A 21628-nucleotide genomic window follows, 5' to 3' on the forward strand; every position below is an offset into this window, starting at 1 on the left:
ATTCGGCCTTCGGCCGTCGGTCAATCACGCCGATGAGTCACGGTAGGGCCGGCTCTCCGAGCCCGGCCCACGTCGGGCGTCTGAAACTCGGCCTTCGTCCATCGCCATCGGCCTTAGGTCGTGGACCGTAGGCCTTGCCGTAGGCTGTAGGCCGCAGGCTGCAGGCGTTAAGCGTTAAGCGTTACTTACCAGGCCGCCCCAGCTGCTCGACGATGCGGGTGGCCTCTTCGACGGCGCGGGCGAGCACCGAGCGAATCTTGCCGTCCTCGAGCATCAGTACGCCGCCGATCGTGCAGCCGGCCGGCGTGGTCACGTTGTCGCGCAATGACGCCGGGTGCCGGTTCCTCTCGAGCACCATCCGCGCCGAGCCGAGCATGGTCTGCGCCACCAGCTGCAGCGCGAGATCCCGCGGCAGGCCGACACGGACGCCGGCGTCGGCCATCGCTTCCATCATCAGGTACATGTACGCCGGCCCGCTGCCGCTCAGCGCCGTGACGGCATTGCAGTAGGACTCGTCAACGATCCGGCATCGGCCGACGGACGAGAAGATCCGCTCTGCAAGCTGCAGGTGCGTATCGGTCGCGTGCGTACCCGGTGCAACGACGGTCATGCCCGCGCCAACCACGCAGGGCGTGTTGGGCATGGCGCGTACCCATGGCGTCGGCACGTCGAGCAACTGCTCGAAACGTGCGATGGTGACGCCGGCGAGGATCGACACCAGCAGCGTGTCGCGACGCACGCCGCCGCGCCGCAGGGCATCCACGACCTCGGCGGCCTGCTTCGGCTTGACGCAAATCAGGATGACGTCGGTCTCGGGCAGGCGTTGGTCGAACGAGGGGCCGGCGTCGGTGGCGCCGCTGCGGAAGCACGGCACACCAAGGTGGGTCGAGACTTCGTCGCACGACTCCTGGGTGCGCGCGGCGGCCCACGCCTGCGCAGGCGTGGGCCGCCGCTATCGAAGAGGCCGCGCAGCAGCGTGCGCCCCATGACGCCGGCGCCGATGACGCCAAGCTGGCGGTCGGGAGGAAGGAGCAGACTCATGGCCACAGTGTAGCCGCCGGGCCTTTAACGCTTGACGCTCAACGCCTAACGCCTACGGCCAGTCTCGGCCAGTCTCGGCCAGTCTCAGGTCTCAGGTCTCAAGCCTCAAGCCTCTAGCCTCTAGCCTCTAGCCTCTAGACCTGAGACTCGAGGGCTCTAGAGCTCCTCGAGCCTTGACGACGCGTCACCGAAGCCGTCCAGGCGGACGCCCATGCGGTCCATCAGCGAGAGGTGCAGGCTGCAGACCTTGCGGTTGGCGTCGCCCTTGTCCATGTAGTCGAGGATGCGGCCAGTGCGGAGCGTGCCCTGTCCCTTGCCGGTCAGCAGCACCGGGAGTTGCTCGGCACTGTGCAGGTCGCCGTCGAAGAGGCTGGACGCGCACATGAGGATCGAGTTGTCGAGCAGCGTCGACTCGCCCTCGGAAATCGACTTCATCCGCTCGGTGATGTACGCGAACTGCGCCAGGTGGAACTGGTTCGTCTTGAGGTACATCGCCTCCTTGCTCGCCACGCGCCCGTTGTGCGTGAGATCGAGGTGCAACGCGCCCTGCACGCCTTCGACGAAGCGGAAGTTCATCTGCGACAGATCGTTGTTGAGCATGATCGTCGCGACGCGAGTCTTGTCCATCTGGAACGCGAGCACGACGAGGTCGAGCATCAACTTCATGTGCGCGGGCACGTCCTGCGGCAGTTCGTGCTTCGGACGCGGCATGTCGGGCTGTGCCAGCGTCGGCCGCCACCCCTCGAGACGCTCCTCTTTCGAGGCCCGCTCGATGCGCTTCTCGATGTCACGGATGCCCTCGAAGTACTCACCGAGCTTGTGATGATCGTCGCGACTCACACGTGGGCCGAGGCCGCGTGCCTCGTCCTGCACGGCGTCGAGGATGCTGCGATCGAGCGCGCGTCCGGTGCCGTCGCCGACGAGCCGGTCGAAGGTGCGCGCGGGATAGATCTCCTTGGTCGCCGGCCTGGTCGGCGAGACCCACGAGAGGCTGGAGCCATACACCATCGAGAGTCCGTCCTCGAGGCGCAACTCGTTCGGCTCGATACCGAGCACCAGGCTGGGCACCGCCGTGCGATCGCCGATGGCTCCGGCGATCACCTGATCCATCGACGTGCCGACGCGGATGACGTCGGGATCCAGGCTGACCGGCGCGCCCGACAGCAGGTTCATACGCCCGAGATGCGGACTCGTCGAGGACAGCGCGGACTGACTGTACAGGCCGCGGATGAAGACCATGTCGTCGCGGTGCGGCAGCATCGGCGTCAGCCCGGGGCCCAACTCCATCGTTGCCCCACTGCCCTTCGCCCACCAATGCGCCGGCTCGACGCCGTTTGAGAAGTAGACGATCCCCAGACGCAACGGCGGCCCGACGGCGGCGGCGCCCTTCGCGGTCGCGGCCTGAGCCAGCGCCGGCATCGACTCCAACCAGGGCAGCGCGAGCGCGACGCCGACACCACGCAGGAAGTGACGACGCGATGGAGCGGGGGTTGGTGTGGGCATCATCGGGGGATCGCTCGTGCGGACGTGCCCGTGGGCACGGGTGTGGGGGCAGCGGCTGGAGCCGGTGTGTCGGCCTCCGATGCACTCCCCATGCGATAGCGGAACTGGCGGCTGGTGGCGATGGCAGTCGCAAGGTCGGTAAACGACGCATCACTGCCGGCACGCACCATCTCACCCATCAGCCGTCGATCCGACGCCTGCGGATTGCGTCCCAGGGCATAGCCAATCATCTTTCGTGACAGCGTGGTCATCACCGCACTGTCCTTGCCCTGCAGATAGGAAAGCAGGCCGTCCGCACCGACGATGGTGGTCTTGTCACGGAACTCGCCTGTGATGTCGACCGGTTTGCCGTCGGCGTACGCGTCACGGGCGCGGCCAACGGCATCGAACCGCTCGAGCGGGAACCCCAGCGGATCGATCCGCAAGTGGCAGGAGGCACACTGCGCACGCGACTTGTGCTGCGCGAGGCGTTGTCGGAGTGTCTGCCCCTCGAAGCTCTTGTCGTCGGCTGGGAGCGTGCCCGCGTCAGCCGGTGGCGGTGGCGTCGGCGTGCCGAGGATCCGGCGCAGGATCCAGTCGCCGCGCTTCACGGGACTCGTGCGCAGGGGCGCCGACGTCGTGGTCAGCACGGCTCCGAGCCGCAGCGCGCCGCCGCGGTCGAACGCGTGCGCGCCATCGACGCGTTGCACCGGCCCGGCGCTGGTCACAGGCACGTCCAGCCCGTAGAACTTCGCGAGCGGCTGGTTCACGAAGACGTAATCGGCGTGGAGGATTTCGCGGACAGGACGTCGCTCACGGACGATGTACTCGAACGTCGAGACTGCCTCGTCGAACATCGCCCGCTTGACCTCGTCGGTGAACTCCGGGAAGCGTCCGGTATCGACGCCGCGGTACTGATCGAAGTGGTAGAAGCCGAGCCACTGCCCGAAGAACTCGGTGGAGAGCCGGCGCGCCTTCGGATCCGCGGTCATGCGCCGGACCTGGCTGGCAATCGCCGCCGTGGTGCGCAACTCGCCTGCCGCCGCGGCACGCCGCAGTTCGTCGTCAGGAATCGAGGACCAGAGGAAGAAGCTGAGGCGGCTCGCGATCTCCCAGTCGTTCAGCCTGGTTTCCGTGTCGTGCGGCGCTGCCTCGAGCCGGTACAGGAAGGACGGCGACATCAGGACGCGCGCCAGCAGGGCCCTCATCGCCGCGTCGTGGTCGAGCCCGTGCGCCGTGCGAGCCGTGCGATAGAACGCGCGCAGCGATTGCTGCTCCACGGGCGTGAGCGGACGCCGCCAGGCGCGACTCGCAAGCGCCAGCGCATCGGCGACATGGCCAGGCTCCGCGCGACGCATGGCCTCCATCACCGCCCGGTGGTGTGCACGGAGCGAGCGCACCTGCGGCTGGGCCGCCGCCGGCAGCGCCGCGATGCGGGTGGGCGTCATCGCCGCGATCGTCCGGCTCTCCACCTTCACGCCGTAGTGGTCCAGCAGCATGCCGAGGTACGCGTCGTGGTACGGCCACGAGCCGAACAGGTCGGCCCAGGCCTCCTCGAGGTGAGTGCGCTCCTTGCCGTCGACGATGTTGCGCGTGAAGAAGTCGTCGATGCGCTGGTACTTGACCGTCGTGACGAAGGCGTCGTGCTCGGGGCTGTTGTAGGTGTTGTCGAACGGTGCCGGCACTGGATCCTTGTCGGCCGGATTCGCCGCTCCGTGCGAGTTCGGCGGCATCAGCGCGAGGTACTCGGCGATGCCTGCACGGAAGGTTCGATAGCCGGCACTCGCCGGGTCGCCCAGGAAGACACGTTGCCCCGGCGCGCGCGCTGGTCCGGTCGCCGTATCGGCCACCATGACGCGGAGGACGGACTCGCGGTCCCGCCCGAGCTCGGCATCGACATGGAGTTCGGCGACGTACTCGCTGGCAGGCACGTCGACCACGAAGGACGTCCCCTCGCGGACGGCGAAGTCGTCGGGGCCGATGGGCGTGCCGTCCGGACTCGTGCCGAACCCGAGGCGCGCGACGACGTCGGCCGGCAGCACCGACCGCAACGTGTGCGTTTCCACGATCGGGCCGGGCACGCGCGCGCGAGTGACCGTCACGGGCTCGTCGGGCGCGGGTGCCTGCGGTGGCACGCGCAGCACGACGCGCGGGTTGCGCCAGATCACGACCGGCGCATCGGCGCCCCCGCGGTGCAGGGCGTCGACGGAGAGATGCACGGTCCACGGCGCGGGAATGCGCGCTGCTGGGCGGCCAAAGCGACGGTTCAGCGCGTGCACCCAGGCCTTGCCCGTGGTCACGCCGAGCGTCGTGTCGTCGAACACGAGCGGGTTCTCGTCGCCCTGCCCACCGGCCGCGAGGTCGCCGCGCGCGAAGAACCAGCTTGGCCAGGTGACGAGCGACTTCACGATCGCGTCGCATTCCTGTCGTGCGTGCGCGTCGGCGGCCGTGGCATCGGCACCTGGGGCTGGCAGGGCCTGCCACCGATCGATTGTCAGCCGCGATGGGTAACCGGTGCCTTGCCTGTTGACGGCGTCCCAGATGTGTTCGGCAAAGCGGCCCGTGATGCCCTCGCGGGCGGCGAGGACGCGGAGGGTTGTCGTCGGTTCGCCGAGGGCGGCGCGATGACGGTAGCGCCAGGCCGCGTAGAGCGCCCTGGCATAGCGGTCGAAGCCGAACGGCCGGCCACCTTCGCCGGACACGACGCGGAATCCCCGCGTGGTGTACAGGTGCTCGATGCGATTGAGCGCGGACAACTCGAGGCCGGTCTTGCCCGGATCGGCGTAGAAGTCGAGCCGACCGGCGCCGATGACCGCGTGGTCGGCCACTTCCTTGGCCGCCTCGAGATAGCGCTCGACGCTGGCGTCCTGCACGAACTGCACGTCGCCGAAGTTGGCAAAGCCCTCGCCGCCGACCGCATCGCTCGACGCGTCGACACCGACCTTGATGTCGACGCCGGTCAGGTCACGGATCGCGTACGCATATTCGGCGCTCGTCAGGCGCCGCACAGTGACGCGTCCCGGATCGCCCGCGTGCCTGGCGTCGTAGCGGTCGAAGGTGGCGCGGATCCAGGACACGACCTCGGCGCGCTGGACATCGGTCGGGAACGCGTCGGCGTCCTCGGGCGGCATCTGCCGGGTCTCGAGCCTGTCGGCGATGGCGAGCCAATGCTCCCAGCCCGCGGCTATGCCATCGGGGGTCGGTCGATCGAGCAACCGGGCGACGCTGACGCCGCCCTTGAATTTTCCCTTGCCGTGGCAGTCGACGCAGAACTCGCCCAGAATCGCCGAGGCAGCCGCCGGATCAGGATCTGCCGGGGCGAGTGACCGGGCAGCGCCGGCAGCCGTGCGGGGAGCGGCGCTGGCCGGCAACGCGTGCGCGGCGCGCTCCGCAGGCGCGACCGGGCGAATCCGCGATTGCGCAGAAATCACGGACACGAGCGCCACCACCAACAGGGCCTCCAGGCCCACTCTCATCGCTGTCATGCTCACCAGAAGGTCTGCCGCCGATCTTACCAGCCGGAGCACAAGTAAGGTAGGAACCGCTAAGGTAGGGACCGCTCTCCGAGCGGTCCACGACCTCACCGTCGAGCGATCCACGGCTCACCGTCTCTAAGACCGATGCGTCTGATGTCTCGATCCTGTCGCGATAGACGCCTCCGCCTTCGCCGTGGCGTCGGCGGGACGAGTCGGAGAGGCGTTACATCGCGCGCGAACGTGGTCATTCCGTGCCGCCCCCCATCCAAGGTGCGGACATGGACGCCTCGGAGAGGCGTCCCTACCTACCGAAAGTACGGGTGAAACTGGCTTTGGCGATCGTGTTCTGGCCGATGTAGTACCCCACCATCGCACCGGGCGCCTTGGCGTCGAGCGGCAGGCTGTCCACCTTGAGCGCGTGCACCGTGAAGATGTAGCGGTGCGGCTTGTCGCCCTGGGGAGGGCAGGCGCCGCCAAAACCGGGGACACCGAAGTCGGTCATGCTCTGGACGGCGCCGCCCCGCGGCGCCTTGCTGCTCGCCGGGTCACCGGCCCCCGCGTCGAGCACCTTCGTCGTCGCCGGAATATTGAACACGACCCAGTGCCACCAGCCGCTGCCCGTTGGTGCGTCGGGGTCGTACACGGTGACCGCGAAGCTCCTGGTCCCGGCAGGCGCGCCGGTCCACTCGAGACGCGGCGAGACGTTCGCGCCGGTGCAGCCGAAGCTGTTGAACACCTGCGCGTTGGGCAGGGGCTGGCCCTCGGGCAGGTCGGGGCTCGTCAGCGTGAACGCGGGCGACTGGACGGAGATGATGGAAGCCAGGAGCAACAAGAACATTGGCGAACCTGCCGGGGAATGGTAGGGCCGGCTCTCCGAGCCCGGCCCTACGATGACGCTCGGGCCGCGTTCTGAGAACGGGCCCTGCCGTTGCAAAGGCCGAAGGCCGACCGACGAAGGCCGACAGCGCAGTGAAAGGCGGCTCGGCGAGCCGTCGGTACCACTGCCTGCGGTGCCGACCGCCGGACAAGTTCGGCGGCTACCTATCGAATCCGTCACTCGGAATCTGCTTTGCGGAAGCCGTGTCCCGGTGCCCGGATCTTGTTCCCGTCTCCCGTTTCCCGGCTCCCGGTTCCCGGCTTCTTCGGTTCCCGGTGCCCGGCTCTTCCCTACGCCTGCTTCTTCGGCTTGTAGAAGTTCGTGGCCGTGCCGAAGTAGACCTCGGCTGACTCCATCAGTGTCTCCGAAAGCGTCGGGTGGGCATGGATGGTCATCTTGAGGTCCGACGCGGTCGCCGCCATCTCGACGGCCAGCACGCCCTCGGCGATCATTTCCCCGGCGTTGACGCCGACAATGCCGACGCCGAGCACACGCTCGGTACCCGGCTCGATGATCAGCTTGGTGAGGCCGTCGTTGCGATCGACGGTGGTCGCGCGACCCGAAGCGCCCCACGGGAACTTGGCGACCTCGATCGTGATGCCGCGCTCCTGCGCCTCGGCCTCGGTGAGCCCGCACCACGCCAGTTCGGGATCGGTGAACACGACCGCCGGAATCGCCGCGGGCTCGAACGCCACCTTGTGGCCGGCGATGTGCTCGACGGCGATCTTGGCGTCGTAGGTCGCCTTGTGCGCGAGCATCGGTTCGCCGGCGACGTCGCCGATCGCGTAGATGTGTGGAACGGTCGTGCGACGCTGCGGGTCGACGGTGATGAAACCGCGCGAGGTCACCTCGACCCCGGTCCGCTCGATGCCGGGGATGTTGCCGTTGGGCCGCCTGCCGATGGACACCAGCACCTGATCGAAGACCTGCGTCTTGGGCTCGACCTCGCCTTCGAAGGTGACGTGCACGCCGTCGGCCTTCTCTTCCATCTTCACGACCTTCGTACTGGTCAGCACCTGCTTGCAGATGGAGCGGATGCGCTTGGCCAGGACGTTGACGAGGTCGCGGTCGGCGCCCATCAGGAGACGGTCGAGCATCTCCACCACCGAGACCTCGGTGCCGAGCGCCGCGTAGACCGTGCCGAGTTCGAGGCCGATGTAGCCGCCGCCGACGACCAGCATCGTCTTCGGCACGGTCGTGATCTCGAGCGCACTCGTCGAATCGAGGAGGCGCTCCTTGCTGATCTCGAGGTTCGGCAGCGTCGACGGCCGCGATCCGGTCGCGACGATCAGCTTCTCGAAGCGCACGTCCTGCTCGCCGCCCCTGGTCAGCGCCACCTTGAGCGTGTTGGCGTCGACGAAGCTGGCGCGGCCCTGGATGTACGTGATCTTGCGCTGCCGCGTCAGCTGTCCGAGCCCGCCGGTCAACCGATCGACGACACCCTGCTTGAAGCCGCGCAACCGGTCGACATCGATCCTGGGCTCCCCGAACTCGATGCCCCAGTGCGACGCGTGCTTCGTCTCGGCGAGGAGCTTGGCGACGTGCAGCAGGGCCTTGGACGGAATGCACCCGCGATAAGTGCAGACGCCGCCGGGGTTGACCTCCTCGTCGACGAGGACGACCGGCATCCCGAGGTCCGCGGCGAGGAAGGCGGCCGCGTGGCCGCCAGGGCCTGCCCCCAGCACGACGAGTGGTGTGTTGTCTGCCATGGCGTAGAAAATCCTGAGGTCTCAGGCTTCAGGTCTCAGGGCTCAGGTCACGCCTGAGACTTGAGACCTGAGACGTGAGACGCAAGGCTAAAGTGCAAGCAGGAACGGCTGTTCGAGCGCCTCGGCGACGAACCGCAGGAAGCGCATGGCGTCGGCGCCGTCGATGATCCGGTGGTCGTAGGAGAGCGAGAGCGGCATCATCAGCCGCGGCTCGAAACTCGTCCCGTTCCACACCGGCTCCATCGCGGACCGCGACATACCCATGATCGCCACCTCCGGGTGGTTGACAATCGGCGTGAAGTGCGTGCCGCCGATCCCGCCGAGGTTGGTGATCGTGAAGCAGCCGCCCGACATCTCGTCCATCGACAGCTTGCCGCTGCGCGCCTTCTCGGCCAGCTGCGCGAGCTCGGCCGAGATCTGCGTGATCGATTTGGTGTCGACGTCGCGCAGCACCGGCACGAGCAGCCCGCGCTCGGTGTCGACGGCAATGCCGATGTTGACGTACGACTTGTAGATCACCTCTTCGGCCGCGAGGTCGACCGAGGTGTTGAACTGCGGGAACTTGCGCATCCCCACCGCGATCACCTTGGTGATGATCGACGTCACGGTGAGCTTGCCGCCGCCGGCCTCGACGCGCTTGCCGAACTGCTTGCGCAGTTGCTCGAGCGCCGTGATGTCCACCTTCTCGCACTGCGTGACGTGCGGAATCGTGTGCCAGCTGGCCACCATGTGCTCGGCGGTCTTGCGGCGGATGCCGCGCATCGCCTTGCGCTCGACGGCGCCGTAGACGGAAAAGTCCGGCAGCGGTTCGTAGGCGAACCCGCCGCCCGTGGGCGCGGCGCCGGCCGGGCCGGCCACCTTGCCGGTGATGACGTTCTTGGCGTGCGCACGCACGTCCGTCTCGCTGATCCGGCCGCTCTTGCCCGATCCGGGCACGTCCGCGATGTCGAGGCCGAGCTCGCGGGCAAGACGACGGACCGACGGCGCGGCCGGGACGTTCGGACGCGGAGGCGCCACGGCCCCGGTGCCAGCGCCCTTCGGCGCCACGGGTGCCGCGGCACGAGCCGCCGGCGCCATCGGCTGTCCCTTCTCGGCCTGGCGTTCAGGCGTCGCGGCCTGCGCGGCGGCGGCCGCTCCCGGCGTGGCCGGCCCCGCGGTCGACGGTGGGGCCGGTTCGCCGATCCCGGTCCCTTCGAGCACCAGTACCAGTTGGCCGACGGCCACCTGGTCGCCGTCCTTGACCGCGACTTCCTTCACGACACCCGCGCTCGGCGACGGCACTTCGACAGTGGCCTTGTCGGTCTCGAGCTCGAGGATGCCCTGCTCCACCGCCACCGTGTCGCCCACCTTCACGAGCACGTGCAGGACGTCGCCGCCCTTCACGTTCTCGCCGAGCGACGGGATTGTCACCTCGATGCGCCCGCCGCCCGATGACGGAGCAGCGGCCGTTCGAGGCGATGGCGGGGCGGCCTTGCCACCTGCGGGCGCTGCGTCCTGCGCGTCGACGGCGGCGGCCGCCTGGCCGACGGCCGGCGCGCCAGACGCCGGCTTGGCCGGTGCGGTTGCGGCGTCGCCGCTGACCGTGAACACTACCTGGCCGACGTCAATCCGATCGCCGTCCTTGACGCGGACCTCGGCGACGGTGCCCGCCAACGTCGAGGGCACCTCCACCGTTGCCTTGTCGGTCTCCAATTCCAGCACGGGCTGATCGACGGTCACGGCATCGCCGGCCTTGATCAGCACCCGGAGCACATCCCCCGCCTTGATGTTCTCGCCCAGCGAGGGCAGCGTCATTTCGTTCGCCATGGGGTCTCGGTAATGCCTGATGCCTGATGCCTAATGCCTGATGGCTGATGCTTACGCGTGGGCCGGGTTGGGCTTCTCGGGGTCGATCCCGAGGTCCTTGAAGGCGGCCTGCGCCACCTTCACGTCAATCTGCTTCTCGCGCGCCAGCACCGACAGGGTCGCCGCCACCACGTGCCGGGCGTCCACCTCGAAGTGGTCGCGCAGCGCCTCGCGGCTTTCACTGCGGCCGAAGCCATCGGTGCCGAGCGCCACCATCGGCTGCTCGATGTGATGGTCGATGCCGCTGGGCAGCAGCTTCACGTAATCGGAGGCCGCCACGACGACGCCGGGCGCGTCCTTGAGACTCGTGGTGACCCACGACGCCTGCGGCTTCTCGCCGGGGTGCAGCATGTTCCAGCGGTCCACCGCCTGGCAGTCGCGCTGCAGTTCGGTGTAGCTGGTCACGCTCCACACGTCGGCCGCGACGCCGTACTTCTCGAGCATCGCCGCCGCGTCGATCACGCCTGGCAGGATCGCGCCGCTGCCGAGCAACTGCGCGTGCGCCTTGGGCTTCTTGAGCGACGACGACTGGAACCGGTAGAGGCCCTTGAGGATGCCTTCCTCGGCGCCCTTGGGCATGGCCGGCATCTCGTAGTTGCCGTTCATCACCGTCAGGTAGTAGAAGACGGCCTCGTTGTCGCGGTACATGCGACGCAATCCGTCCTTGATGATGATCGCGATCTCGTAGGCGAACGCCGGATCGTAGGCCACGCAGTTGGGCACCGACGACGCCATCAGGTGGCTGTGACCGTCCTGGTGCTGCAAGCCCTCGCCGTTCAGCGTCGTTCGTCCCGCCGTGCCGCCGAGCAGGAAGCCCCGAGCCCGCATGTCGCCGGCCGCCCAGATCAGGTCGCCGATCCGCTGGAAGCCGAACATTGAGTAATAGATGTAGAACGGAATCGTGTTGACCGCGTGCGTCGCGTACGCCGTGCCAGCGGCGATGAACGACGACATCGATCCCGCTTCGGTGATCCCTTCTTCGAGGATCTGCCCGTCCTTGGCTTCCTTGTAATAGAGCAACTGATCGCTGTCGATCGGGTCGTACAGCTGTCCGGTCGATGAGTAGATGCCGACCTGCCGGAATAGCGCCTCCATGCCGAAGGTGCGCGCCTCGTCGGGGACGATCGGCACCACCAGCTTGCCGAACTCCTTGTTGCGCAGCATCTTCGTCAGCATGCGCACAAACGCCATGGTCGTCGAAATGGCCCGGCCGTCCGAGCCGTTCAGGAACTCCGAGAACGCCTCGTCGAGGCCCTCGAGGTTCAGCGCGCCAGCGTCGGTGCGACGCTGTGGCAGGTAGCCGCCGAGCTTTTCGCGCCGCTGCTTCAGGTACGTCAACTCGGCGCTGTCGTCGGCCGGGCGGTAGAACGGCATCTTGACGACGTCGTCGTCACTGAGTGGGATGTTGAAGCGGGTCCGGAAGTGGAGGACCTCTTCTTCGTTCAGCTTCTTCTGCTGGTGCGTCGGGTTCTTGCCTTCGCCCGACTCCCCAAGGCCGTAGCCCTTGATGGTACGGGCCAGCACCACCGTTGGCACGCCCTTGGTTTCGGTCGCCGCCTTGTAGGCCGCGTAGACCTTTTCCGGGTCGTGACCGCCGAGCTTCAGCTTCTTCAGCTGGTCGTCGGACAGGTGCTTCACCAGCTCCAGCAGTTCCGGGTACTTGCCGAAGAACTTCTCGCGCAGGTAGGCGCCGTTGGACACCGACAGGCGCTGGTACTCGCCGTCCACGATCTCGGCCATGCGGCGCGAGAGCAGGCCGGTCTTGTCGCGCTCGAGCAGATCGTCCCACTCGGAGCCCCAGATCACCTTGATCACGTTCCAGCCGGCGCCGCGGAACGCGCCCTCGAGTTCCTGGATGATCGACCCGTTGCCACGCACCGGCCCGTCGAGGCGCTGGAGGTTGCAGTTGATCACGAAAATCAGGTTGTCGAGCTTCTCGCGCGACGCAAGGGTGAGCGCGCCGAGCGTCTCTGGTTCGTCGGTCTCGCCATCGCCGAGGAACGCCCACACCTTGTTCTGGGTGGCCTTCTTCAGCCCGCGGTTCTCCAGGTAGCGCCAGAAGCGGGCCTGGTAGATGGCCATGATCGGCCCGAGGCCCATCGACACGGTGGGCACCTGCCAGAAGTTCGGCATGAGCCACGGGTGCGGGTACGAGGAGAGGCCACCGCTGTCGGACAACTCGCGACGGAAGTTGTCGAGGTGCTGCTGCGTCAGCCGTCCTTCGAGGAACGCCCGCGAGTAGATGCCCGGAGAGGCGTGGCCCTGGAAGAACACCAGGTCGCCACCGTCCGGATGATCGGGACCGCGGAAGAAATGGTTGAACCCCACCTCGTACAGCGTCGCCGACGAGGCGAACGTCGAGATGTGGCCACCGATGCCGTCCGAGTTCTTGTTGGCGCGCACCACCATCGCCATGGCGTTCCAGCGCACCAGGCTCTTGATGCGGCGCTCGATCTCGCGGCTGCCCGGATAGGGCGTCTGCTGGCCGGGGCCGATGGTGTTGATGTAGGGCGTGGTCGCCGCAAAGGGGAGCGGCACGCCCTTCTGCCGGGCATACGACTCGAGCGCATCGAGTAGTTGCGCGACGCGCTCTGGCCCGCCGTGCTGGATGACCCACTCGAGCGAGTCGAGCCACTCCTGGGTTTCAATCGCGGTGATGTCCTGGACGTCCTGAGGGCCGTTGGTCATGGAATTCTGAGTCCTGTAGCCAGGCGGGCTTGTCGGCAGGTCCGTATCGGGACCCGGCCGGGGTATGAACAATTCGTTACATTATCATTCGCGGATGACACGTTCCAGTCGCCACGCTTCCGGCCTCATCGTGGCCCGTCTCGGCCTCGGCCTGCTGTTGGCCGGCGTGTCCGCGTGCCAGCCCGCGCCGACGCCGTCCGGATCGGCGTCGACAGCCGCGTCTCCCCCCGATACGGGAGCAGCGGCGAGGCTGGCCTCCCGCGCCGATCGTTTTGCCCCGGCCGACATCGGCGCCGATGTCGCGGCGCTGCCCGAGAGCGAGCGCACCGCGCTCACCCACCTGATTGCGGCGGCTCGGATCATCGACGGCTTGTTCCTGCGCCAGGTCTGGGCCGGTGGTCCGGCGATGCTGCTGCAGTTGCAGGCCGACCGAACGCCCGAAGGTCTGGCCCGCCTTCGCTACTTCCTGCTCAACAAGGGTCCATGGTCGCGGCTGGACGCGGACGCGGCATTTGTCGCCGGCGTCGGAGAGAAGCCTCACGGCGCCAACTTCTATCCGGCCGGCGCCACCAAAGCCGACATCGAGCAATGGCTCGCCACCCTGTCGCCTGCCGACAAGACGCAGGCCCTCGGCTTCTTCACCACCATCCGCCGTGGCGCCGACGGCCGTCTCGTGACGGTGCCCTACACGCTCGAGTACCAGGGCGAACTCGCGCTGATCGCCGAGCACCTGCGGGCAGCAGCCAGCGCCACCACGCAGCCAACCCTTCGTGCTTTCCTGGAGAAGCGCGCCGACGCGCTCGTCAGCAACGACTACTACGCGTCGGACGTGGCCTGGATGGAACTCGACGCGTCCATCGAACCCACCATCGGCCCTTACGAGGTCTACGAGGACGAGTGGTTTGCCGCCAAGGCAGCCTTCGAGGCATTCATCACGCTGCGTGACGACGCCGAGACCGCCAAGCTGACGAAGTTCTCGGCGCAGCTCCAGGGTCTCGAGAACCGCCTGCCGATCGATCCCGCCCTGCGCAATCCGAAGCTCGGCGCCCTCTCCCCCATTCGCGTCGTCAACGTCGTCTTCAGCGCCGGCGATGGCAATCGTGGCGTGCAGACCGCGGCGTTCAATCTCCCCAATGACGAACGCGTCGTCCGGGAGAAGGGCACCAAGCGGACGATGCTGAAGAACACCCAGGAGGCGAAGTTCCGTCTCGTGCTGCAGCCCATTGCGAAGCAGGCGCTCTCGCCCGCCGACCAGGGGCGGGTGCAGTTCGACCCGTTCTTCACCCACATCCTGATGCACGAACTGATGCACGGCCTCGGTCCGAACAGCGTCACCGTGAACGGCCAGACGACGACGGTGCGGGCGCTCCTCAAGGAGACCTACTCGACGCTGGAGGAAGCCAAGGCGGACATCTCGGGTTTGTGGGCGCTGCAGACGCTCGTCGACGACGGGGTGATCGACAAGAGCCTGGGCGACACGATGTACGTGACGTTCCTGGCGTCGGCATTTCGCTCGATCCGCTTCGGCACGACCGAGGCGCACGGCCGCGGCATCGCGATCCAGCTGAACACGCTGCTCGACGCCGGTGCGTTCGTGGCCAACGCGGACGGCACGTTCCGCGTCGAACCGGCGAAGATCCGCGACGCCGTGAAGGCGCTGACGACCGAGATCATGATGGTGCAGGCCAGGGGCGACTACGCCGGCGCGAAGGCGCTGATGGCGCGTGCGACGATCCGGCCGGAGGTCCAGAAGCTGCTCGATCGGCTCGACACGGTGCCTGTCGACATCGAGCCGCGGTTTATGACCGCCGCAGCCCTGATGCGGTAGCAGGTCCGATCTGCGAGCGTCCGCGGTCAGGTCGGGCGCAGGCACCTCGACGATGGGCACGCTCTGCCGGTCGTAGTGTGGTCCGCGCCGTCAGGGCCCGCGCCTCCCCGCCTGATGACGATGGCGCAAGACTCCCGAGTCCGATCCTGCCGCCCGTGGCGGACGCGCCGGCGGCGCCTCAGGACCGCCGCAGGTACCGCGCGAACCAGTCGCCAGCAAGCTGTCCCACGCGGTCGAGCGCGCCGGATTCCTCGAAAAGGTGCGTGGCCCCGGGCACGACCTCCAGTTCGACGTGCGTTTGGGTCATGCGGTACATCGCGCGCTCGTTCTGGCGGAGTGCAATCGGGTCGTTGCCGCCGACGACCAACAGCGTGGGGGCCTGGACGCGCGGCAGGGCCGCGTCGGCAAGCTCGGGGCGTCCCCCTCGCGAGACGACGGCACCGACCACCGTCCATCGCTCTGCGGCCGCGATCAGAGCGGCGGCCGCGCCGGAGCTCGCGCCGTAACAGCCAATCGGCAATGTGTGAAGTCTCGCCTGCCGCTGGATCCAGTCGGTGGCCACCACGATGCGGCTGCCGAGCCTGGGGACATCGAACCGGTACGACGGCGACTCGGCGTCGACCTGCGCCTCCTGCTCGGTCAGCAGGTCGAGTAGCAGCGTGCCGAGCCCACGTGCGTGCAGCGACGCGGCCACGGCGCGGTTCCTGGAGCTGAAGCGGCTGCTGCCGCTCCCGTGGGCGAAGACCACGAGGCCCGTCGCGCCATCGGGCACGTGGAGGTCCCCGCCGATGTCGTGGCCGACATGGATCGTGATCGTCACCGACTCCTGGACCAGGGCTGGCATTTTGGGCCTCCTCGGCGGGCGTACGCGATCGTCGGCGCGCCCAGGCGCGAGACGCCACGCAGATCCGATGGTACCGCGACCGTGGAGCGCGCCGCGGGAGGCCGAGTCAGAACGAGAACGAGGCGCGCTGGCCCTGCACTCCAGGAGTCAGCAGCGGCGTCATGCGCAGGCCCGCCTGCGATCCGCCGGGCGAGGCGTAGATCCCGTACTCGCGCGTGACCAGCGCGTCGATGCCCACGCTGATGCCCGCGCCGAGCCCGTCGGAGAAGGCCGCCGGCGCGCGAACTCCTCGATGCGGAAGGGCGTAGCCACCCTGCTCAGATCGCCGCACCTGTATGAGGCCATCCGTCGTGTGAGCTGTGCCAGAATGCCGGCCACGCCGATGGCCACCTCCCCTGCCCGACTCCTGACCAGCGTCCTCGTGTGCCTCGTCTCCCTCGCCACTGGCCTCCGCGCCTCGGCGCAGGAGACCAATGTCATCCACCTGTTCAACGGCAAGGATCTCTCAGGGTTCTACACGTGGCTCGTTGGCGACCACCGCGCTGATCCCGATCGGGTGTTCAGCGTGGTGGGCGCGGTCGACGGCGCGCCAGCGATCCGCATCAGCGGCCAGAAGTACGGCGGCATCGCGACGACGCAGGAGTTCGAGTCGTACCACCTGGTCGTCGAGTTCCGGTGGGGATCGGTGACCTGGCCGCCACGCCTCGCGCTTGCGCGCGACAGCGGTGTCCTCGTGCACTGCCAGGGACCCGACGGCAATACGGGCAAGGACTTCAATGGCCCGTGGATGCGTTCCATCGAGGCGCAAATCATCGAGGGCGGTGTCGGCGACTTCATCGTCGTGGCCGGCAGTGACGAGACCGGCGCGAGGCTCTCGCCAGAGATGGGCGCGACAGTGTCGCCAGACCGCCTTGGCTTCTTTCGTTACGACCCCAACGGCACCCCACGCGTGTTCACCGGCGGACAGCGGATCAACTGGTCGGGGCGTGATGTCGACCGCGGCAGTGCGCCGATTGGGTTTCGCGGCGTCGCCGACGTCGAGGGCCACGGCCTGGAATGGACGCGCCTCGAGGTCGTCGTCGAACCGGACCGGATCACCAACATCGTCAACGGCCACGTGTGAACGTCGGCACGAGGCCGAGCCTCACCAGGGGCAAGATCATGATCCAGTCGGAGGGTGCCGAGATCTTCGTGCGCCGCGTGGATCTGTACCCCCTGCCGAAGCGATAGGGTCATCACACTGCCGGGTACCGGGTAACGGGTACCGGGTAACGGGTACCGGGTACCGGGTGCCGCAGTCGATTTGCAGCACTCCCGGCATTCCGGCATTCCGGAACAGCCGCCGGGCACCGGGTTGCGGGCACCGGGGATTGGCAAGCGCATCGCGGCATGCTGGGCGTCGACTCCCGACTCCCGATTCCCGAGCCCTATTCCCCTCGCTTCGTAAGCGGAGATCGATATGTACACATCGTGATTCGAGACTTGCTTGCCGCCTCCGGAGGGCGGACGTAAGGTGTCGTCAGTGGTTGCCGGTGTCACCGCTCCAAGGGGCACCAGAAAAGGCAGGCGGAGATGAACGAGGGTGAACCACCGCGCCAGATGGCGCACGACGGGTGTCGCAGTTGACACCGGTTCGTGCCGGGACCAACACCGCCCGGACGCACACGTAGCCACCGCCACACGGGCCGACCGCCCGTCCGGCTTCTGCCGATCGCGGCCAAGGCGCGCGCGACGTTCCGACGGACCGCAGGACGTTCAGAACTGTGAGGTGCTGATGACGCAGGACACGCCACCGGAATTCCAGGCGGCGTAGGTCGATGACACCGCGCATCGACGTGCGCTGCACGCAAGGCCGGTCACGCTGAGTCGGACGCCGCGACACCGAGGCCTTATCGCGCCTCACCGGCTGCTGCCGACTGCCCATGACTTCCGTCGCAGCGCGACCGCCGTCACTCCTGACAGAAACACGAGCCACGCTCACACACGCGGCCCGGTTGCCTTCGACAGGCACCGGGTCGCACCTGTATCAGGGCAATCGGCCGCGTAAGCCGATGCGGTGAGTGTAGACGAGCGTCCCAGGCGTGCTGGGGTCGCCACGGGGTAGTGGACCATCGGCTTGCTGATGGCCGCCAGTGTGGCCGTGCTCACCCTGTGGGCGCGCCTGCCGCCTCCCTACCGCGACGACTGGGACTGGCTGCACTGGCTGCTCGGGCCGACCCCCTGTCGGCCTACTTCGTTCCGCACAACGAACACCTGATTCCCCTCGCTCGACTCCTCCTGCAGCTGCAGTACACGCTGGAGGGGAGCAACGGCTGCACCATGCTGGCCGTGTCGCTGGCGAGCTGTGCCAGAATGCCGGCCACGTTGATGACCAACTCCCCTGCGCGCCTCCTGACCAGCGTCGTCGTGTTCCTCCTCTCCCTCGCCCCGGGCCTGCCGGCCGCGGCGCAGGAGACCAACGTCGTCCACCTGTTCAATGGCAAGGATCTCTCGAGTTTCTACACATGGCTGGTGAACGACCACCGGACCGATCCCGACAAGGTCTTCAGCGTCGTGGACAACGTCGACGGCGCGCCGGCCATCCGCATCAGCGGTCAGAAGTTCGGCGGCATCACGACGCACGAGGAGTACGAGACCTATCGGCTGGTGGTGGAGTTCCGCTGGGGCACGGTGACATGGAAGCCGCGCACCAGTCGCGCCCGTGACAGCGGCGTGCTCATTCATTGCCAGGGCGCCGACGGCAACACCGGCAAGACCTTCAACGGGCCCTGGATGCGCTCGATCGAGGCCCAGATCATCGAAGGCGGCGTCGGCGACTTCCTGATGGTCCAGGGATACGAACCGGACGGCACGCGGCTGTCGCCCGAGATGACGGCCAGCCACATCCTCGACCGCGATGGCGAGTTCGTGTACGACCCCGCGGGCACGCCGCGCGTCTTCCGCGACGGCAACCGAATCAACTGGTCGGGCCGTGACCCGGACTGGACCGATCGCCTCGGCTACCGTGGCGCCCACGAGGTCGAGAAACCCGCGGGCGAATGGAACCAACTCGAGATCGTCGTCGCCCGCGACCGCATCACCAACATCCTCAACGGCGTCGTCGTGAACGTCGGCCTCCACCCGAGCTACACGCGCGGCAAGATCATCATCCAGTCGGAAGGAGCGGAGATCTACGTCCGTCGGGTCGACCTCTATCCCGACGGACGGTGAACAAGGGACAAGGGAGAACGAAGAAGTCACAAGGGCATCAAGACACAAGTGACAAGGACGGCAAGAGAGTAAGGGACAAGCCAGCGTAGCCCTCGACGTGGACGTGGCGTATGGCGATTTGAGGCGACGTTCGCAGGCGCCTTTGTTGCCCTTGACCCTGCTTCCTTGCGACTCGTCCCTTGAAGCCCTCGTGACTTGTTCCCTGTCCCTTCTCCCTTGATCGCGTTTCTTAGTGGACTGCTTCCCCGAGGTGGAGGCGTCGGCGGGCGAGCAGGAAGTACGGCAGTGCAAGCGCGGCAAGGACTGCCGCCACCGCGTAGGCGACACGGAAGCCGTGCGCACGGACCATCCAGCCGGTGGTCGCCGAACCGACCCCGATCCCCGTGTCGAAGGCAGCGAGAATCGCGCCGAACGCCGCGCCACGACGGGCCATCGGGATGGATCCCATCACGAGGGCCGCAAACGACGGCCACACCAGGCCGAATCCGGCACCGAATGCCACCCCCGCCACCACGAAGCCGGGGCGGCCGGCTGCGCTCGCGAGCAACGAGAGCGCGCACGCGGGGATCACCAGGCTGACCATCAGCACCGTGCCCGCACCCCAGGAGTCGAGCCGGCGTCCGACGAGCAGTCGCGCAGCGATCACGGAACATGCCATCGACGACAGGAAGGTGCTGCGTGGCATCACGCCAATCGCGTCGGCAAACAGCGCCGAGAACGACGTCAGCCCACCGTACCCATACGAGATCAGCGACAGGCTCACCGCAAGCAGGATGACGCGCCACTCGATGCCGAAAGTACGCGCCTCGGTGTCGATCGCCGAACCCGCCGCCAGCGCGGCGGCGCGCTCGTCCGGGAGCAGGCACCCGACCGTCGTCATGAGCACGTTCAGTACCGAGAGCTCGACGCAGAGCACGCCCCAACCGAATCGGTAGACCCAGAATCCGAGCGAGGGCGCGATGCCGATCGCCAGGATCGACGCCATCCCCCAGTAGCCCAGGCCCTCTGCGCGACGTGCAGGAGGAATGGTGGCAGTTGCATACGCACTCGACGCCGCCATCAGCGCTGACCACACGACGCCGTGCGCCACGACGATGGTGAGCAGGACGCGATTGTCGTGCACCGACGCATAACTGAGCGTGATCAGCGAGAGCAGGCTGCCCGCGATGATCAGTGACCGCCGATGACCGACGCGATCGCACAACGGGCCCGTGAACGGCGCCGACACGGCACACGAGATCGTCAACAGCCCGAGGAACCACCCGGCCGACGCGGGCGTCCCACCGAGCGCGAGCATCCGGTACGGCGCGACCGGCAGGAGTTGGAAGACGGAGACGAAGACGAGGAAGCTGAAGCCGAACATGGTCAGGAACCTCGGCGTCACGAGCGGTGGAGTCATGCGAGGTAAGTATCGCGGATCGGGAGGGGCCGCAGTCCCTTGATCTCAATGCGTGTGCGTGTGCGTGATGGTTGCGGCCCCGGTCGCACCCGCGCCGTGGGTCTCGTGCGGCGGGCGCACGCCCCGGGCGATCAGCAGCATGCCGACGATGGCCAGGGCGGCTGGCGTGGCGCGCCGCACCACGTGCGGCATTCGTGCCGTGAGCGACCCGCCCGCCATGGCGATGAACGCCAGGACCGGCGTGGTGCCGACGGCGAAGGCACCCATGAAGAGCAACGACTGACCGAGCGTGCCGAAGCCACCGGCGGCGGTGAGTGCGGCATAGAGCAAACCACAGGGCAACAGCCCGTTGAGGGCCCCGAACACGACCGGTCCCATCACCCGGTGCGAGCGCATCCAGGTGCCGGCACGTCCGAGGGCGCGCGACACCGCGATCCCGAGTCTCGATGCCCCCGGACGCCCGGTGACGATAGCGGTGGCTGCTGCGGCCTGAACCACGAGGGCGAGGCCGGCGACTACCGCAAGCATCCGGCCGAACCCGAGATGCGTCAGCGCGCCGCCAACGAGACCGACGAGTCCGCCCAGAACGATGTACGTCGAGGCGCGTCCGCCGTGATAGAGCGCGGCATGTCCCGCCTTGCGCCGAGGAAGAGAGGCCGGGCGCGTGCCCAGACCTGCGGCCCTCGGATTGGCCAGCAGCACGAGCGGGCCGCACATGGTCCCGCAGTGTCCGCTTCCGAGCAGACCGAAGGCGAGGCCGGCAAGCAGCGCGGTCATGGGAGCCGGAGGTCCCGTTCGAGGTAGTAGTCGCGCCCGCCCGCGGACCACTGGATCCGCAGTTGCCATCTGCCTGACGCAAGTCCCGCCGTGGGAATCACGATGGTGCCGTCGGCGGCAGGTGAGAGCGCCAGGGTGCGGTCGGCGTGCGCGTCCGAGGCCCGATAGAGCGTTGCCGTCCCTCGTAGCCCCGAGACCATCGTCGCGGGGAGGCGGAGTCGCACCTGGCCCTCAGCCAGGGTCGCGCCCGCGGCCGTGCCGAGCGCGTCGCCGTTGGCGACCGCCTGCATGTGCCGGTCGTGGGCGAGCGCTTGCGCGTAGTAGTCGACGCTCACGAGTTCGACGTCGCGGGTCATGGCAAACGCCACGAACCCGACGGTGCTGAGGGCGAAGATCGTGTAGAAGACGGCCACCGCCACGCCCCAGTGCATCCGCAGCTTCATCGCTGTTGC

General features: G+C 67.8%; 15 protein-coding genes. 3 read left to right on the top strand and 12 right to left on the bottom strand.

The window, feature by feature from the left end; all coding sequences use genetic code 11:
* Window positions 1-181 precede the first annotated feature (181 nt).
* The 7 genes from proC to aceE all read right to left on the bottom strand — a co-directional run bounded on the left by proC (window position 182) and on the right by aceE (window position 13118).
* Window positions 182-874, bottom strand: coding sequence for a pyrroline-5-carboxylate reductase (gene proC, locus LuPra_RS23350; RefSeq protein ID WP_110172985.1), 693 nt, complete (start codon window positions 872-874; stop codon window positions 182-184).
* Window positions 875-1197: 323 nt separating this feature from the next.
* The gene (locus tag LuPra_RS23355) at window positions 1198-2547 is read right to left on the bottom strand and encodes a DUF1552 domain-containing protein (protein ID WP_110172986.1); all 1350 of its coding nucleotides are present in this window, start codon (window positions 2545-2547) and stop codon (window positions 1198-1200) included.
* A complete protein-coding gene (locus tag LuPra_RS23360; protein ID WP_162472810.1) occupies window positions 2544-5999 on the bottom strand; it encodes a DUF1592 domain-containing protein in 3456 nt (1151 codons plus the stop codon). Before LuPra_RS23360 ends, LuPra_RS23355 begins: the two co-directional genes overlap by 4 nt.
* Window positions 6000-6300: 301 nt before the next feature.
* Window positions 6301-6837: a YbhB/YbcL family Raf kinase inhibitor-like protein gene (locus LuPra_RS23365; RefSeq protein WP_110172988.1), complete on the bottom strand. Its 537-nt coding sequence runs from the start codon at window positions 6835-6837 to the stop codon at window positions 6301-6303.
* A 329-nt stretch (window positions 6838-7166) separates the two neighbouring features.
* Window positions 7167-8585 carry a dihydrolipoyl dehydrogenase gene (lpdA, locus tag LuPra_RS23370; RefSeq protein WP_110172989.1) on the bottom strand — a complete coding sequence of 473 codons (1419 nt, stop codon included), beginning with the start codon at window positions 8583-8585 and terminating at the stop codon, window positions 7167-7169.
* Between the two features lie 87 nt (window positions 8586-8672).
* Window positions 8673-10391, bottom strand: a complete 1719-nt coding sequence (gene aceF, locus LuPra_RS23375; RefSeq protein WP_110172990.1) for a dihydrolipoyllysine-residue acetyltransferase — start codon at window positions 10389-10391, stop codon at window positions 8673-8675.
* 51 nt (window positions 10392-10442) lie between these two features.
* The gene (aceE, locus tag LuPra_RS23380) at window positions 10443-13118 is read right to left on the bottom strand and encodes a pyruvate dehydrogenase (acetyl-transferring), homodimeric type (RefSeq protein WP_110172991.1); all 2676 of its coding nucleotides are present in this window, start codon (window positions 13116-13118) and stop codon (window positions 10443-10445) included.
* A 94-nt stretch (window positions 13119-13212) separates the two neighbouring features.
* Here aceE and LuPra_RS23385 point away from each other — a divergent pair, with 94 nt between their 5' ends.
* Entirely contained in the window at window positions 13213-14946 is a 1734-nt protein-coding gene (locus LuPra_RS23385; protein WP_110172992.1) for a dipeptidyl-peptidase 3 family protein, read from the top strand.
* A 178-nt stretch (window positions 14947-15124) separates the two neighbouring features.
* Here the strand turns inward: LuPra_RS23385 and LuPra_RS23390 are convergent, their stop codons facing one another.
* Both LuPra_RS23390 and LuPra_RS32240 read right to left on the bottom strand, forming a co-directional pair.
* Window positions 15125-15790, bottom strand: coding sequence for an alpha/beta family hydrolase (locus LuPra_RS23390; protein WP_110172993.1), 666 nt, complete (start codon window positions 15788-15790; stop codon window positions 15125-15127).
* Window positions 15791-15896: 106 nt separating this feature from the next.
* On the bottom strand, window positions 15897-16121 hold the full coding sequence (locus LuPra_RS32240; protein WP_157899575.1) for a hypothetical protein: 225 nt from the start codon (window positions 16119-16121) through the stop codon (window positions 15897-15899).
* Between the two features lie 51 nt (window positions 16122-16172).
* Here LuPra_RS32240 and LuPra_RS23395 point away from each other — a divergent pair, with 51 nt between their 5' ends.
* Window positions 16173-16913 (top strand): 3-keto-disaccharide hydrolase, encoded by a 741-nt coding sequence (locus tag LuPra_RS23395; RefSeq protein ID WP_157899576.1) that lies wholly within the window; start codon window positions 16173-16175, stop codon window positions 16911-16913.
* Between the two features lie 1028 nt (window positions 16914-17941).
* Entirely contained in the window at window positions 17942-19000 is a 1059-nt protein-coding gene (locus tag LuPra_RS23400; RefSeq protein ID WP_110172995.1) for a 3-keto-disaccharide hydrolase, read from the top strand.
* A 229-nt stretch (window positions 19001-19229) separates the two neighbouring features.
* On the opposite strand, the gene LuPra_RS23405 is transcribed toward LuPra_RS23400, so the two are convergent.
* Genes LuPra_RS23405 through LuPra_RS23415 form a run of 3 tightly spaced genes read right to left on the bottom strand, consistent with a single transcriptional unit; the run spans window position 19230 to window position 21619 of the window.
* A complete protein-coding gene (locus LuPra_RS23405) occupies window positions 19230-20399 on the bottom strand; it encodes an MFS transporter (protein WP_110172996.1) in 1170 nt (389 codons plus the stop codon).
* A 45-nt stretch (window positions 20400-20444) separates the two neighbouring features.
* The gene (locus LuPra_RS23410; protein WP_157899577.1) at window positions 20445-21176 is read right to left on the bottom strand and encodes a sulfite exporter TauE/SafE family protein; all 732 of its coding nucleotides are present in this window, start codon (window positions 21174-21176) and stop codon (window positions 20445-20447) included.
* Window positions 21173-21619 (bottom strand): FixH family protein, encoded by a 447-nt coding sequence (locus LuPra_RS23415; protein ID WP_157899578.1) that lies wholly within the window; start codon window positions 21617-21619, stop codon window positions 21173-21175. Before LuPra_RS23415 ends, LuPra_RS23410 begins: the two co-directional genes overlap by 4 nt.
* Between the last annotated feature and the right edge of the window lie 9 nt (window positions 21620-21628).

The sequence above is a fragment of the Luteitalea pratensis genome (assembly GCF_001618865.1).
In the GTDB taxonomy this organism is placed as follows: Bacteria; Acidobacteriota; Vicinamibacteria; order Vicinamibacterales; family Vicinamibacteraceae; genus Luteitalea; species Luteitalea pratensis.